Origin of the sequence: Microcoleus sp. N3A4, from assembly GCF_036701805.1 — a bacterium.
Taxonomy (GTDB): domain Bacteria; phylum Cyanobacteriota; class Cyanobacteriia; order Cyanobacteriales; family Microcoleaceae; genus Microcoleus.
In genome coordinates this window covers 50,799-65,323 of record NZ_JAUBRJ010000011.1, presented here as the reverse complement: position 1 = coordinate 65,323, position 14,525 = coordinate 50,799, and the positions used below count along the sequence as shown (strand labels likewise).

The window sequence follows — 14,525 nt, the reverse complement described above, 5'->3', positions numbered from 1 at the left end:
CGGTTAATCAGTTATCATTTGAGTGCGAGCGTCTCGCTCGCTCGCGCAGAAGCTGGCACTCGCAAATAAATATAAGCGATCGACCGGACATGATATTAGATGTAATATCAATTCCGGTTGCACGAGCAACCGAGGACACGGCAGTGCCGTGTCTACCCAAAATAATCATGAGCCCCCCTCGGATGTAATTATCGTTCGATTGATTGTAGGGAAACGGCATTGCCGTGTCCTGACTGTGGGTAAGCTGTCGCGCATTTAAATTGCATATTCTCCGCGGGCGGGACGCCCACCCCACAAGACGGGGAATTGTTTTTTGACAGACAATTTAAATGCCGCAACAGCTTAATATTAACGAAGTTAGGAATTTAGGTGCTGATCGATCGTATTTTCGAGTTTGTCGGCAATCCCTTCAACCCAGTTTTCATCTTGTTTTGTATAGCTGCGGGGCGCGTTAGCACCTAAGATTAAAACGCCTTGATTTCCAAGTGGCTGACAGATAACTCCTTGGGTATTTTCTGGCAAATAGTCAAATTCAATTTTGCCGGGATAAATATTGAGATTTACTAAATAAATTGGTTTGTTTTTGTCGAGCACTCGCTGCAAAATCGGCCCTGGTTTGACTTCGGGATTGATGCCTAAAATGCCGCGCCGCAATAGAACTTTTCCTTGATACAAAATGACGATCGACCTTGTGGCGGTATTTGTCAACAGCAAACGCGACGCCCAAGCTAATTCTATTTTCACAGCCTCCGGCAAATCCGGCGCAAATTCAAAACCTTCTTCGCCGATAAGTTTTACCGACTCGGGCGATCGCGCTTGCACCTGCTGCCACAGCAAACCTGTTAAAATCAGCAGAGCGCTGATAATTACTCCCAAAGCGTCCGATCGAGCTTGAGAATCTGTGATTTGCTCTGTCAGCAAGCGGTTGACCATTAGCAGCGTACCTGCTAACCCTCCTGCAACTAAGGGCAATTGCCGCAAAACTCTATTGGGATCGGATTTAGTCATTTGTCATTAGTTATTAGTTATTTGTTATTTGTGAAGGGCTGCCAATAACCAGTAACCAGTAACCAGTAATATCATGTTCGGTTAATTAGTTATCATTTGAGTGCGAGCGTCCCGCTCGCGAGCGAGACGCTCGCACTCAAAAATAAATATAAGCGATCGCTCGAACTTGATATAACCACTGACTGCTGCCAACCGTCAACTGTCAACTGCCAACTGCCAACTGCCAACTGACTTTATCCTACTTCTCCAATTTCGACAATTCGCTGGAACAGATAGCCGGTGCCGCGGGCGGTGAGAATTAATTCGGGATTGCTGGGGTCGTCTTCCAACTTTGCCCTAAGCCGCGAGATGTGAACGTCCACTACGCGGGTGTCTACGTGGCGTTCTGGCGTGTATCCCCAGACTTCCTGCAAAATTTCCGATCGCGAAAAAGGCTCTCCAGAACGGCTGACAAGCAGTTCTAACAAGCTGAATTCCATACCCGTGAGCCGAATTCGTTCGTCGCCTTTGTAAACTTGGCGCTTGTTGGTGTCAATCCTAATATTGGTGACGTGGATGACTCCCGAGCTGGGAATGCCCGAGGCGCCGTTTTTGTCAACCCGGCGCAGTACCGAACGGATGCGGGCTTCGAGTTCTTTGGGAGAGAAAGGTTTGACGACGTAATCGTCGGCACCCAATTCTAAACCGGTGATGCGATCGGCTACGTCTCCCAAAGCAGTTAGCATGATGATGGGTACGTCTGACTCTTTTCGCAACTCCTGACAGACGCCGTAACCGTCGAGCTTTGGCATCATTACGTCCAAAACCACTAAGTCGGGTTCGGTGTTGCGAAATGTTTCGAGAGCTTCTTCGCCGTCAGCAGCGGTAACGACATCGTAGCCAATCATGGAAAGGCGAGTCTCCAGAATGCGGCGGATACTGGCTTCGTCATCTACTACCAGAATTTTTTCTTTATGGTTTTCCAAGTTACCGAGCACTCCTTAAGTTACATTTCAGATAATGTTAATTTTTTGTACCCTATCATAGAGGACACAAATTGAATCATGGGCGGCGATCGGTCTGAAAGCTTGATAATTGCTTTAACTCAGACTTTTCTAAATTTTAAGGGTGACTATTTATCATAAAACAATGCCTAAGCCTCGAATACAATATATTTGTCGGGAATGCGGCTATGATTCACCACAATATTTTGGCAGATGTCCTAGCTGTCAGAAGTGGGATTCTTTTGACGAGCAGTTAGAGCAACCTACTGCTGGTGTGCCGCGGGCTGGTTTAACTGGGGTGACAACTAAGACAGTGGGCGGTTCGCCCCCTGATAAGTCGAAGGGTCAACCAAGGGTATCTTTCAGATTATCGCAGATTTCCGACCAAACTCAGTCTCGCTGGCCTTCTGGTTACGGGGAACTCGATCGAGTTTTGGGAGGCGGGATTGTTCCGGGTTCGCTGGTGTTGATTGGGGGGGAACCGGGAATCGGGAAATCGACGCTGCTGTTGCAGGTGGCGAATATGTTGTCCCGCAAGGATCGGATACTGTATGTCAGTGCGGAGGAGTCCGGCCAGCAGGTGAAGTTGCGATCGCAGCGTTTGGGCGTGGCTAATCCGGTTGAATTGTCAAGCAACGGCGGGCATAAATCCGGCAGCAACGGGGAAGCTAAAAAGGATTCCGAGGACAATTCAGCGGAGAATTTCTATTTGCTTCCAGAGACGGATTTAGAGGTTGTTTTGCGGGAGTTGGAAGCGCTGAAACCTAATGTGGCAGTGATTGACAGCATCCAAACTATTTATTTTGCTAGTTTAACATCGGCTCCGGGTTCGGTGGCTCAGGTGCGGGAATGTACTTCGGCTTTGATGCAGGTTGCGAAAAGGGAAAATATTACTTTATTTATTGTCGGTCACGTTACGAAAGATGGAGCTTTGGCCGGGCCGAGGGTTTTGGAACATTTGGTAGATACTGTACTTTATTTTGAGGGCGATCGCTTTGCTTCTCACCGACTTTTGCGATCGATGAAAAACCGTTTTGGCGCTACTCACGAAATCGGCGTTTTTGAAATGGTAGCAAACGGTTTGCGAGAAGTAGATAACCCGTCGGAGTTGTTTTTAGGCAATAGAGATGAATTTTCTCCGGGTACTTCGACGACTGTTACTTGTGAAGGAACTCGACCGATTTTAGTAGAAATTCAGGCGTTAGTCAGCCCTGCGAGTTTTGGTTCGCCGCGCCGCACTACTACGGGTGTGGATAATGCTAGATTGCAGCAAATTTTAGCTGTTTTGGAGAAAAGGGTGGGGATTCCTTTATCTAAATTAGATGTGATTTTGGCGACGGTGGGCGGGTTGAAGGTGGATGAACCGGCGGCGGATTTGGCAGTGGCGATCGCCGTTGTGGCCAGTTTTCGCGATCGGGTAATCGATGCGCGCACAGTTTTGCTCGGAGAAGTGGGTTTGGGGGGACAGGTGCGGCCGGTTTCACAATTAGAATTGCGGCTGAGGGAAGCGGCAAAATTGGGTTTCAAAAGGGCGATTATTCCTAAGAATCAACCGGTGCCGGAGTTGGGGATGGAGATTATTCCGGTGGCGAAAGTAATCGATGCAATAATTGCAGCGATTCCTGCTACTCCGGCTCAGTTGCAGTCTGCTGATATGGAGTTACAGTCTGTTGATTTGGAGGAAGAGGATTTGTTTAATTGAGTTAGAATTGTGATGTGGAAAATTGATAGTAAGGAGGCACAAATTATGTATCAAGTAGACGTTGTTGAGGCAAAAGAAAAGCTTTTGGAATTAATCGAAGCGGCGATGAGAGGCGAAGAAGTGGCGATTACTCAAGATAACCAGCCAGTTGTAAAATTGGTAGGAATTCCCAAACAAGCTAAACCCAATCGGCAAGCAGGAAGTGCCAAAGGAATGGTTTGGATGTCCGATGATTTTGACGAACCGCTAGAAGAGTTTAAGGAGTACATGGAATGAGGTTGTTGTTGGACACTCATACTTTCATTTTGATGCTTATGTGCGGGTGTGGTGAATTAAGTTAGTTTAAAAATAAAGAGGCAAAAAGGAGGTAATCGCAACATGAGCGTTAGATTACATCCCCATGCTCAAGCACGATTGATTGAGCGAGGTGCAACTGAGGCAGAAGTAATTGCTACTGTTGAAAGTGGCACAACTTTTCCGGCTCAATTTGGCAGAACCGGATTTAGGCGCAACTTTTCCTTCAATGCTGAGTGGCAGGGAAAAGTTTATGCTATGAAGAAAGTGGAGGCGATCGCAGCGTCAGAAGGCGAAGACTAGATGATTATCACTGTAATTGTCAAATTCTTTTGAGCAGGAGGTTCCCGTGAAACTGAGTTACGATCCGAGATACAACCTAGCTTATATATACCTGCAAGAAAAAACCGCACAGGTAAAAACTATCCAGGTTAGGGAGCAAATGAATGTGGATATTGCCCCAGACGGTACTATTTATGGAATTGAATTACTCAATGCCAATCAACAATTAGGGTCGGATAGTCAAGGAAAACTGATTGTTGTCAACGAAGCTTTGGGAGAATATTCCGAAATTCAGCTTGCACTTTAATGGCATTGAAAACAATGAGTAAAAATGTGGTTGCTGGATGAATGCTAGGAGTAATATCAAATGATTCAAACTAACTGGCAATGCGTACACACCCTTCACGGACATTCATGTTCGGTAACTTCTGTTGTCATCACTCCAGACGGACAGACTGTAGTTAGCGGAAGTGCTGACAGCACAATTAAGCTGTGGAACCTCAACACAGGGCAAGAACTTCACACTTTATCAGGACATTCACAAGGGGTTACATCCATTGCCCTCGCCCCTGATAGACAAACTCTTGCTAGCGGCAGTAAGGACAAAACTATCAAGCTTTGGAATCTCAGCACTAAAGAGGAAATTTACACCATCACCGGACATTCAGACATAATTACTTCTGTAGTTATCAGCCCCGACGGGAAGACTCTGGCAAGTGCCAGCGAAGACACAACTATCAAACTTTGGAACCTTAGAAATGGAGAAGAAATTCGGATTTTAAAGTGGCCAGTAGAAGTATTTTATAGTTTGGATATTTTATTCAGCCCTGACGGAAAGATTCTACTTAGTAGCAGTGCAGATGATTATGTTTCTCTAAGTGCAGTAGCTTTTAATTTAACCACTGGAGATGAAATCTGGACAAAGCATTGGCAGGAGGGTATGGACTCTGTTTATGCGATCGCTGTTAGCCCCGATGGAGAAACTTTTGCGACTTTGCACTGTGTGGGAACTATTAAGCTGTGGAATCTCTACACGGGAATAGAAATCTATACTCTTGCGGAAAATTCAATGGGGGACTTCTGCTTAGCTTTTAGCCCTGATGGGAAAATTTTAGCAAGTGGCGGGTGGGATTCTGGCAGCGAAGAGGATAGTACGGAACCTGGTATTATCGAACTTTGGAATCTCGATACCAGAGATAAAATTTGCAGTCTCTTGGGGCATTCATGGGGAGTTTACTCTGTGGCTTTTAGCCCGGATGGGCAGACTCTGGTTAGTGGAAGTGATAACAAAACTATCAAGATTTGGCAAAGAGATTTATAATCGTGCGAGTTTTTTTTATCACTCAAGGAATTAGAAAGTAAATCACAAACTGAATAATGTTGTAAAAAAATTGACCTAAAAATTATGAAAGCCTACGAGTTTCCCGCAAAAGTCACAGATCAAGGGAAAATAGAATTTCCCGATACCCTCTTAAAATACTTGGCAGTTAACCAAGAAGTCCGAGTTATTGTTCTGGTGAAAGAACCAACTGACACAGAAGATGAAGAAGAGGAAAACGCTGCTTGGCATCGTCTTGCCACCGAACAATTCTTTGGTGGTTGCAGCGAAGAAGACGCAATTTACGATGAGATTTGAGCTATGACTAATTATCAGTTTGGATAATTAGTTCTAGTTGCATTCCTGTTTGCGGGTGCAGCCGAAACTAAACGCCGTCCTGGTTTGGTACTGTTGGACACAGGAGATGAAGACATGATTATTGCGAAGATAACCAGTCAAATCCCTCGCACAACTTTTGATGTAGAAATTCGGGAATGGCAACAAGCAGGATTAAATCGACCTTCAGCGGTTCGCTTACATAAACTGAACACATTCAAAAAAGTTTAGTTGAACGCAGACTGGGAATATTAACCCCTGATGATTTGGCACAAGTTAGAGAAAGAATACAACAAATATGGTATGCTATTTGAGCAAGTTTAAAAAAATATTTACTTGCCAAATTTTTGAGGTGCGTTTTCACTAAACATGAACAAATCAAAAAGACGCAAAAATCAGTGGTCAAATGAACTAAACGACATCATTAGAGGTGCATCTGGCGGTTTTTTGTTCGGAATTCCCCTGCTTTATACGATGGAGGTTTGGTGGATCGGTTCGTATACTACACCAGCGGAAATGTCGATCGCGATCGCAACTACTTGTATCGCCGTTTTCTTGCTGACTCGCACTGAAGGTTTTCGCAAAACTAAGGACATCCGCTGGCTAGAAGCTGCAATCGATACCGTAGAAGCAATCGCTATCGGCATTGTTTGTGCGACTTTTATCCTGTTTTTGCTCCGGGAAATTACGCCGGAGACTCCGCTGCATGAAACTTTGGGGAAAATCATCTTTGAAGGTCTCCCGTTTGCCTTGGGAGTGGCCCTGGCAAGGGGTTTCTTGAGCGGCGATCGCTATCAAACTTCAGACAGTGAACAGGAACCTACAATTAATGCAACTGTAGCAGATATCGGCGCTACTTTAATCGGCGCAATGATCATTGCTTTCAACATCGCCCCAACTGACGAAATTCCCATGCTAGCGGCAGCGATTTCGCCGCCTTGGCAATTAGCAATTATCGCCGCTTCGCTGCTAATTTCTTACGGTATAGTATTTGTAGCAGGCTTTACTTATCAAGCAAAAAGGCAGCAGCAGCAAGGGATTTTTCAGCGTCCCCTCAGCGAAACAGTCATGGCGTATTTAGTATCGCTGGCGGCTTCTGCATTTATGATGTTTTTCTTCCAGAAACTCAGTTTTGACGACCCGTGGTCGATTTGGTTGAGCTATACGTTAGTGTTGGGATTGCCGGCGACTATTGGCGGCGCCGCGGGGAGGTTGGCGGTATGAATAAAAGTAATAACGAACAGCAACAAAAAAGAACTTTTGCTGAATGGGTGACATTTGCGATCGCCTGCTCGATCCTTTTTATCCTCACCGGGCTCGTACTCTACAACTGGGTGACTAAAAAGCAGGAACCTCCGATTATTTCTGTCTCTCGGAACACGCCTGTTCGCGAAACTCAAGGGCAATTTTACGTACCGTTTACAGTGACAAACACGGGCGGCGAAACAGCCGAATTAGTGCAAATTATTGCAGAACTGCGCGTCAACGGCGAAGTCTTGGAATCCGGCGACCAACAAATTGATTTTTTGTCAAGCGGCGAAACTCAAGAAGGAGCTTTTATCTTCAGCCGCGATCCGCGTCAAGGTGAGTTAATTGTGCGATCGAGCAGCTATAAACTACCTTAGTAGTGCTAAATAAGTAATGATACCTTGTAGTGATGTACAAAATAGCACATGGCACTGGTGTGATTTTCTAGCGATTAGGAAAAAGACAAGGTTTTTCCGGTAGTACCCTAGAACTAATGATGCTAGATTAGCAGTAGTTCTTGCTAATTTATCGCTGACAATCCCTCTTTGTCCTAACTGTTGTTCTTGCCAGACAGTCAAAAACGGTCGCATTCACAACAGTAAACAGCGGTTTAAGTGTGTTAAGTGCGATCGGCAATTCGTTGAACATCCGCATTTATACGGTGATTGACCGGCAGACACGAGAACTAATTGATCGATTGTTGTTAGAACGTATTTCACTTGCCGGGATTGCTCGTGCGATCCAGATTTCTCAGCAATGGCTCCAAACCTACGTTAATGAGAAATATTCTGGGGTACCCCGAAGCGTGGATTGATTGAATCCGTAGGAGCAGCGAGTTATTTACCTGTCTCCTTTTTCTCCCGATTTAAATCCGATTGAAAGCAGAAGAGTCTCAGATCAAAGAATATCTACGTTGGGTTGGTGCACGTAAGTAATTACACTTGAGTGTCAGCACTTGTGGACGGATTCGACTCGATCGCTCTCACATCTCTCACATCTCTCACAAATTCGTTCACTCCTTGTAGTTACTGTACCTAATACGGTTGAAAACCGCTATAAACGAAGGTGGGCGGGGCGGGTTTTAAAAGGGCAAAATCGCTCCTAGCAATGATTACGGGCTAAACCAGCCTCTACAGACCATTTATATTTTTTTGCACCTATCTACTTAGCTGCGGGATGTGTTATCATCAAAAATATAAAACTTAGATAAAAAGGGTCATATGTTTTACAAAAATTCAGACTTTTTTAAGCTATTTAACGAAAAAATACTTTTTTCAGGTTTCAATATTAAAGAAAGAGATATTTAGCCAAACTGCCCCAACTATTTACTTTCGCACAGCATCAAATACTGTTAAGAGAGATACAATATTTATGAATATCAAGGCAAATTACAAACTAATAGAAAAAATTAATGAAGGTTTGACTACAGTAGTTTATCGCGCAGAGAGGAAGGAAGATCGGACTGCTGTGATTATCAAAATCCTTAGCTCTGACTATCCTACTCTCGAAGAGATCATGCAATTGAGACATGAATATGAAATCTCCCGACATCTCAATTTAGAAGGTATTGTCAAGCCCTACGGTTTAGAAAATCATCGTAATGGTCTGGCATTAATATTAGAAGATTCAAAAGGAGAAGCACTCAAAAAGTTTTTGAGCGATCGCCAACTTCAACTAACAGAGTTTTTAGCAATAGCTATTCAGCTAGCAGACACTCTGGGTAAGTTGCACGACAACCAAATTATTCATAAAGATATTAAGCCGACAAACATCATCATTAATCCTACAACCCTCAAAGTAAAAATTACTGACTTTAGCATTGCCACGCGATTGTCTAGAGAAACCCAAGCACTCAGCCATCCCACTTTACTAGAAGGAACCCTGGCCTATATATCGCCAGAGCAAACAGGGCGAATGAATCGCTCCATTGACTACCGCACCGACTTCTATTCTTTGGGCGTCACATTTTATGAAATACTGTGCGGCGAACTGCCATTTAAAACTCCCGATCCGATGGAATTAGTTCACTGCCACATCGCCAAACAGCCAGTACCGCCCTACGACATATGTGCAGAGGCGCAAAATAGCACAGCAGAACATACCATCGGCAATCCCAAATCAAAAATTCAAAATACCGAGATTCCCAAAGCAATTTCTGACATTGTGATGAAATTATTAGCCAAGACTGCTGAAGACAGATATCAAAGTGCTTACGGTCTTAAAGCGGATCTAGAACAATGTCTAAGTCAGTTGCAACAAACTGGCCAAATTTCAAACTTCATCCCCGGTCAGCGCGATAAATCCGGTCAATTTCTCATCCCGCAAAAACTGTACGGACGAGAAACGCAACTAGCCACCCTGATGGATGCCTTTGACCGTGTTAGCGCTGGAACAGCCGAAATGATGCTAGTTTCCGGTTACTCAGGAATAGGTAAATCTTGTTTAGTTTATGAAGTACACAAACCCATAGTCGGAGCTAGGGGTTATTTTATAGCTGGCAAATTCGACCAATTTAAGCGGAATATTCCCTATGCAGCCTTGATTCAAGCGTTCCAGGAATTGATCCGACAATTGTTAACAGAAAGCCCTGAAAAAATTAGTTTTTGGAAACAGAATATTTTCAATGCTTTAGGGCCAAATATTCGGGTAATTATTGACGTTATTCCCGAATTAGAATTGATAGTTGGCGCGACACCAGAAGTTTCTCAGCTAGGTGCAAACGAATCGCAAAATCGCTTTAATCTTGCGTTTAAACAATTCATTCATATTTTCACACAGAAAGTACATCCGCTAGTCTTATTTTTAGATGATTTGCAATGGGCCGATTCAGCCTCTTTGAAATTGATTCAGTTGCTGCTAACCGACTCAGATAGCCAATATTTGTTGCTGATTGGAGCGTATCGAAATAACGAAGTCAGTCCAACTCATCCGTTAATGCAGACCTTGGATAAGATTCATTCATCCGGGTCAATAGTAAATAATATCATCCTCCAACCGTTGGCACTCAGTACAGTCAATCAATTAGTTACTGACACCTTGGGTGACAACTGCTCATCAGTCTCCACTCTTGCTTCTTTTTCCGCTCGACACGGAGAAATTGAGCGAGAAAGTTTGCTTGCTAAAAACAATAACACTGAAAGAGAAAAGTGGAAGTTATTAGCTGAGCTAGTTTTCAATAAAACTCAAGGCAATCCCTTTTTTATAACTCAGTTGCTCACCTCTCTTGACGCAGAAAAGCTGTTGACATTTGACTTCAGCATCGGCAGTTGGCAGTGGGACATCGGGCAAATTCAAACTATTGGAATTGCGGATTATAACGTCGTCGAACTCATCGCCAGAAATATTCAAAAACTGCCTCCAGACACCCAAAAAGTTTTAAAGTTAGCTGCTTGTATTGGCAACCGATTTAATTTAGACGTTTTGGCGATCGTGAATGAACAATCTATATCAGAAACTGCATCTGCTTTATGGGATGGACTTCAGAGTGGTCTAATTTTGCCGATCGGGGAAAGTGCCTACAAAATCCCGTTACTATGCAAGGGTAATGACTCCTTAGCAATGGGTAATAGTCAAGGAACCCAATTAGAAGTTAACACTTACAAAGTATCCTACAAGTTTTTGCACGATCGCGTGCAGCAAGCGGCTTATTCTCTGATTCCTACTGAACAGCAAAAAACTACCCACCTGAAAATTGGTCAACTACTGTTGCACAATACAAATCAAGACACCATAGAAGAAAATGTCTTTGATATTGTTAACCAGCTAAATGTGGGAGTGGAATTCATTACGCAGCAAGAAGAAAAATACCAGCTTGCTCAATTAAATTTAATAGCTGGTCGAAAAGCCAAAGCAGCGACAGCTTATGAAGCTGCTGTCACGCTACTAAAAGTAGGGTTAGAACTCTTAGCAGAAAACAGTTGGCAGAGTAACTATGACCTGACGCTCGGACTCTATGTAGAAGCGGTGGAAGCGGAATATCTTACTACCAATTACGAAAGGTCTGCAACTCTTGCTGAAGTTGTTCTGCAACAAGCTAAGACTCTACTCGAAAGAGTGAAAGTATACGAGCTACAAATCCAGTTTTATATGGCTCAAAATCAGATGTTAAAAGCCATTGATACTGGTATGGAAGTGCTGGATATGCTGGGTGTTTCCTTGTCAAATGAAGAAGGTGACGGGGGGTTTGTGGTTGAGTTGCCAAAGCTCACGGATTTGGACAATATCCCAGAAATGACAGATCCTTACAAGATAGCGGCTTTAAGGATACTAATGTCCCTTGTTTCTCCTGCTGTCGCTGCTAATCCTGAAATGTTGCCTCTGCTTATAGTGAAGTTGGCTAAAATTTGCATTGAATACGGCCATTCCCCTCTTGCTGCTGTTGCTTATGTTTTTTATGGTGTAATACTGTGTTCAGCAATTGGGGATATAGATACCGGATATCATGCAGGTAACTTAGCATTAAAGTTACTTGATAAATTTAACGCTAATTCGCTTAAATGTAAAACATATCAAATATTTTACGGCTTCATTATACATTGGAAAGAGCATACTAAGGAAGCCTTGCTACCCTTACTTTCAGGTTTTCAAAGTGGACTGGAAACCGGAGATATAGAATATGCAGGTTATTGTATTACTGTTTATTGCGCTATCGTGTTTTTGACTGGGCAGCAATTAGATATTGTAGAACAGCAGCAAAGACAATATCTTGATTTAGCGTTAAAACTAAAACAAGATTATTCCATCTACTATATCAAAATATTTCACCAACTGACGCTAAATCTTAAAAATAAAATGGAAAATCAATGTCAGTTAGTTGGTGAAAGTTTTAATGAAACACAAATGTTACCTGTTTTTATTGAAACTAACAATCGAACTTTGCTGTTTATTGCCTATCTTGCCAAAACGATTATTTTTTATGTATTTAAAGAATATAATAATGCCGTTACCAACGCTAGTTTAGCCTCAGAACAAGCAGGAAGTGTGATGGGCATGCTAGTTTCTTATACTCACAACTTTTACTATTCATTGGCTCTCCTTGCTCAGTATCCCAATGCTTCAATATCAGAGCAACAAGAATCCCTGGCAATTCTCGATAAAAATCAACAACAAATGCAGAAATGTGCATTTAATGCCCCCTCTAACTTTCAGCATAAGTACGAGCTTGTAGAAGCAGAGAAAGCACGGGTTCAAGGGCAAATTGTAGAAGCAATGGAATATTATGACCGAGCTATAATCGGAGCCAAAGAACAAGGATACATTCAGGAAGAAGCACTAGCCTCTGAACTAGCAGCCGAGTTTTATTTCTCCCTCGGTAGAGACAAGTTTGCTCAAATTTATCTGACACAGGCTTACTATGGATATGTTCATTGGGGAGCGAAAGCTAAGGCTAAAGATTTGGAGTCAAGATATCCTTTGGTATTTTCTGAGATGCTGAAGCGAGAATTCATAGGCATGGAGATTAATAGAACAACAACATCGACGACTACCGGAGGAAGTTCGGCGCTTTTAGATTTGTCCACTGTCAACAAAGCATCTCTGGCTTTGGCTGAAGAAATAGTTCTTGATAAGTTACTGGATAAGTTACTTAAAATTGTGATGGAAAATGCTGGAGCTACAACGGGCTGCTTGATATTAGAAAAAGATGGAAAGTTATTGATAGAAGCTACAGGTGTTGTGGATAGAGATACGGTTGTGTTGTGTTCAGAACCACCAGTTGAAAACAGCGACGATCTGCCAATTACCATAATTAATTATGTGGGCATAGCTAAAGAAAATGTGGTTTTAAATGATGCAGCAGTGTCAGGAAGATTCATAAACGATCCTTACATCATAAAAACACAACCGAAGTCTATATTATCTATGCCTATTATTAATCAAGGCAAGCTTATTGGCATTCTATATTTAGAGAATAATATAACAACTGCTGCCTTTACAACGCAGAGGGTAGAAGTATTAAAAATACTTTCTTCACAGATAGCTATATCCCTTAAAAATGCGATGCTCTACGGGAAATTGGAAACTGCCACTCAAAACTTGAAAGCAGCTAACGAGAAATTAGACGATTACAACCAAACCCTAGAACAGAAAGTGGAAGCCAGGACGCTGGAGTTACAAGAAAAAAATACGCTTTTGAGAGAACAAGCAATTCAGCTTGAACTTGCTCTCAAGGAATTGCAAGCGACACAGACTCAGCTAATTCAAACTGAAAAAATGTCAAGTCTGGGGCAGATGGTTGCTGGTTTAGCTCACGAAATTAATAACCCGATTAACTTTATCTATGGAAATCTTACCCACGCTAACGATTATTTTAATGACTTGCTGGGGTTGCTGAATCTTTACCAGCAGCAATTGCCTAATGCAACTCCTGAGATTCAGAATGTTGCAGAAAATATCGATCTGGAATTCTTAATTTCTGATTTTCCTAGATTGCTTGATTCGATGCAGGTAGGGGCAGAACGCATCCGCCAGATTGTCTTGTCGCTGCGAAATTTCTCGCGCTTGGATGAGGCAGTAATGAAACCAGTAAATATCCATCAAGGTATCGATAGCACTCTGCTACTGTTGCAAAATCAGCTAAAAAGTAAGCCAGAAAATCTAGATATTGAAATTGTTAAAGAATATGGAAATTTACCTAGAGTAGAGTGTTACGCCGGCTTCCTGAACCAAGTATTTATGAATATACTCAGCAATGCGATTGATGCTATAGAGGAATCATTGGTAAAGTCTCCTATAGCATCAATCTCCAAGAAAAAATCACAAGTTCGCATTCGTACCAGTGTCATAAATAATAACCAAGTAGAGATTCGGATTGCCGACAATGGAGCGGGGATGACAGAGGAAGTAAACCAGAAGATTTTTGACCCTTTCTTTACTACAAAACGTGTCGGCTCTGGCACTGGTTTGGGATTGGCTATTAGCTACCAGATTGTAGTAGAAAAACATCATGGTAGGCTGACTTGTATTTCCGCTCCTGGACAGGGAGCAGAGTTTGTTATTCAGATTCCTCTCAAGCAGGGAGCTGAGCGCTTGGGGGGGGGCTAAAGCCCAACTACCTACTTGACTTAAGGGTTGATTCAAAGGTACGTAGTTGCGCTTCAGCGCTCTTTGGGGCTAAAGCCCAACTACGTACCTAAATGTAGATGAAATAGTGACAAAGGTACGTAGTTGCGCTTCAGCGCTCTTTGCGGGCTAAAGCCCAACTACGTACCTAAATGTAGATGAAATAGTGACCAAGGTACGTAGTTGCAAAGGTACGTAGTTGCGCTTCAGCGCTCTTTGGGGCTAAAGCCCAACTACGTACCTAAATGTAGATGAAATAGTGACAAAGGTACGTAGTTGCGCTTCAGCGCTCTTT

At 43.0% G+C, this 14,525-nt stretch carries 13 protein-coding genes; 11 read left to right on the top strand and 2 right to left on the bottom strand.

Annotated features, from left to right (window positions below):
- Positions 1–357: 357 nt before the first annotated feature.
- Together QUA56_RS08980 and rpaB are read right to left on the bottom strand one after the other, a co-directional pair.
- On the bottom strand, positions 358–1,008 hold the full coding sequence (locus QUA56_RS08980; RefSeq protein WP_333356028.1) for a cofactor assembly of complex C subunit B: 651 nt from the start codon (positions 1,006–1,008) through the stop codon (positions 358–360).
- Positions 1,009–1,241: 233 nt separating this feature from the next.
- Complete coding sequence (rpaB, locus tag QUA56_RS08975) at positions 1,242–1,973, bottom strand: response regulator transcription factor RpaB (protein WP_071587789.1); 732 nt, start codon at positions 1,971–1,973, stop codon at positions 1,242–1,244.
- 163 nt (positions 1,974–2,136) lie between these two features.
- On the opposite strand from rpaB, the gene radA reads away from it, so the two are divergent.
- The 11 genes from radA to QUA56_RS08925 all read left to right on the top strand — a co-directional run bounded on the left by radA (position 2,137) and on the right by QUA56_RS08925 (position 14,212).
- Positions 2,137–3,693 carry a DNA repair protein RadA gene (gene radA / locus QUA56_RS08970; protein ID WP_333356025.1) on the top strand — a complete coding sequence of 519 codons (1,557 nt, stop codon included), beginning with the start codon at positions 2,137–2,139 and terminating at the stop codon, positions 3,691–3,693.
- 12 nt (positions 3,694–3,705) lie between these two features.
- Entirely contained in the window at positions 3,706–3,969 is a 264-nt protein-coding gene (locus QUA56_RS08965) for a type II toxin-antitoxin system prevent-host-death family antitoxin (RefSeq protein WP_333356207.1), read from the top strand.
- Between the two features lie 102 nt (positions 3,970–4,071).
- A complete protein-coding gene (locus QUA56_RS08960; protein ID WP_333262079.1) occupies positions 4,072–4,290 on the top strand; it encodes a hypothetical protein in 219 nt (72 codons plus the stop codon).
- 46 nt (positions 4,291–4,336) lie between these two features.
- Complete coding sequence (locus tag QUA56_RS08955) at positions 4,337–4,576, top strand: DUF2283 domain-containing protein (protein WP_333356022.1); 240 nt, start codon at positions 4,337–4,339, stop codon at positions 4,574–4,576.
- A 60-nt stretch (positions 4,577–4,636) separates the two neighbouring features.
- Positions 4,637–5,590: a WD40 repeat domain-containing protein gene (locus QUA56_RS08950; protein ID WP_333356019.1), complete on the top strand. Its 954-nt coding sequence runs from the start codon at positions 4,637–4,639 to the stop codon at positions 5,588–5,590.
- Positions 5,591–5,674: 84 nt separating this feature from the next.
- Positions 5,675–5,905 carry a hypothetical protein gene (locus tag QUA56_RS08945; RefSeq protein WP_333356016.1) on the top strand — a complete coding sequence of 77 codons (231 nt, stop codon included), beginning with the start codon at positions 5,675–5,677 and terminating at the stop codon, positions 5,903–5,905.
- A gap of 84 nt (positions 5,906–5,989) precedes the next feature.
- Positions 5,990–6,154, top strand: coding sequence for a hypothetical protein (locus QUA56_RS08940; protein WP_333356013.1), 165 nt, complete (start codon positions 5,990–5,992; stop codon positions 6,152–6,154).
- A gap of 138 nt (positions 6,155–6,292) precedes the next feature.
- Complete coding sequence (locus QUA56_RS08935) at positions 6,293–7,147, top strand: TIGR02587 family membrane protein (protein WP_333356010.1); 855 nt, start codon at positions 6,293–6,295, stop codon at positions 7,145–7,147.
- Positions 7,144–7,548, top strand: a complete 405-nt coding sequence (locus tag QUA56_RS08930; RefSeq protein WP_333356007.1) for a TIGR02588 family protein — start codon at positions 7,144–7,146, stop codon at positions 7,546–7,548. The genes QUA56_RS08935 and QUA56_RS08930 overlap by 4 nt, the downstream gene beginning before the upstream one ends.
- Positions 7,549–7,702: 154 nt before the next feature.
- Complete coding sequence (locus tag QUA56_RS36785; RefSeq protein ID WP_445242885.1) at positions 7,703–7,840, top strand: IS1/IS1595 family N-terminal zinc-binding domain-containing protein; 138 nt, start codon at positions 7,703–7,705, stop codon at positions 7,838–7,840.
- Positions 7,841–8,542: 702 nt separating this feature from the next.
- Complete coding sequence (locus QUA56_RS08925; protein ID WP_333356005.1) at positions 8,543–14,212, top strand: AAA family ATPase; 5,670 nt, start codon at positions 8,543–8,545, stop codon at positions 14,210–14,212.
- The last annotated feature ends 313 nt before the right edge of the window (positions 14,213–14,525 follow it).

What these genes read in the sequence shown, in the direction of transcription:
- QUA56_RS08950 (WP_333356019.1), top strand. Translation starts at nt 4,637, where the DNA reads ATGATTCAAACTAACTGGCAATGCGTACACACCCTTCACGGACATTCA.
- QUA56_RS08980 (WP_333356028.1), bottom strand. Translation starts at nt 1,008, where the DNA reads ATGACTAAATCCGATCCCAATAGAGTTTTGCGGCAATTGCCCTTAGTT.
- radA (WP_333356025.1), top strand. Translation starts at nt 2,137, where the DNA reads ATGCCTAAGCCTCGAATACAATATATTTGTCGGGAATGCGGCTATGAT.
- QUA56_RS08935 (WP_333356010.1), top strand. Translation starts at nt 6,293, where the DNA reads ATGAACAAATCAAAAAGACGCAAAAATCAGTGGTCAAATGAACTAAAC.
- QUA56_RS08930 (WP_333356007.1), top strand. Translation starts at nt 7,144, where the DNA reads ATGAATAAAAGTAATAACGAACAGCAACAAAAAAGAACTTTTGCTGAA.
- QUA56_RS08925 (WP_333356005.1), top strand. Translation starts at nt 8,543, where the DNA reads ATGAATATCAAGGCAAATTACAAACTAATAGAAAAAATTAATGAAGGT.
- QUA56_RS08965 (WP_333356207.1), top strand. Translation starts at nt 3,706, where the DNA reads ATGTGGAAAATTGATAGTAAGGAGGCACAAATTATGTATCAAGTAGAC.
- QUA56_RS08945 (WP_333356016.1), top strand. Translation starts at nt 5,675, where the DNA reads ATGAAAGCCTACGAGTTTCCCGCAAAAGTCACAGATCAAGGGAAAATA.
- QUA56_RS08960 (WP_333262079.1), top strand. Translation starts at nt 4,072, where the DNA reads ATGAGCGTTAGATTACATCCCCATGCTCAAGCACGATTGATTGAGCGA.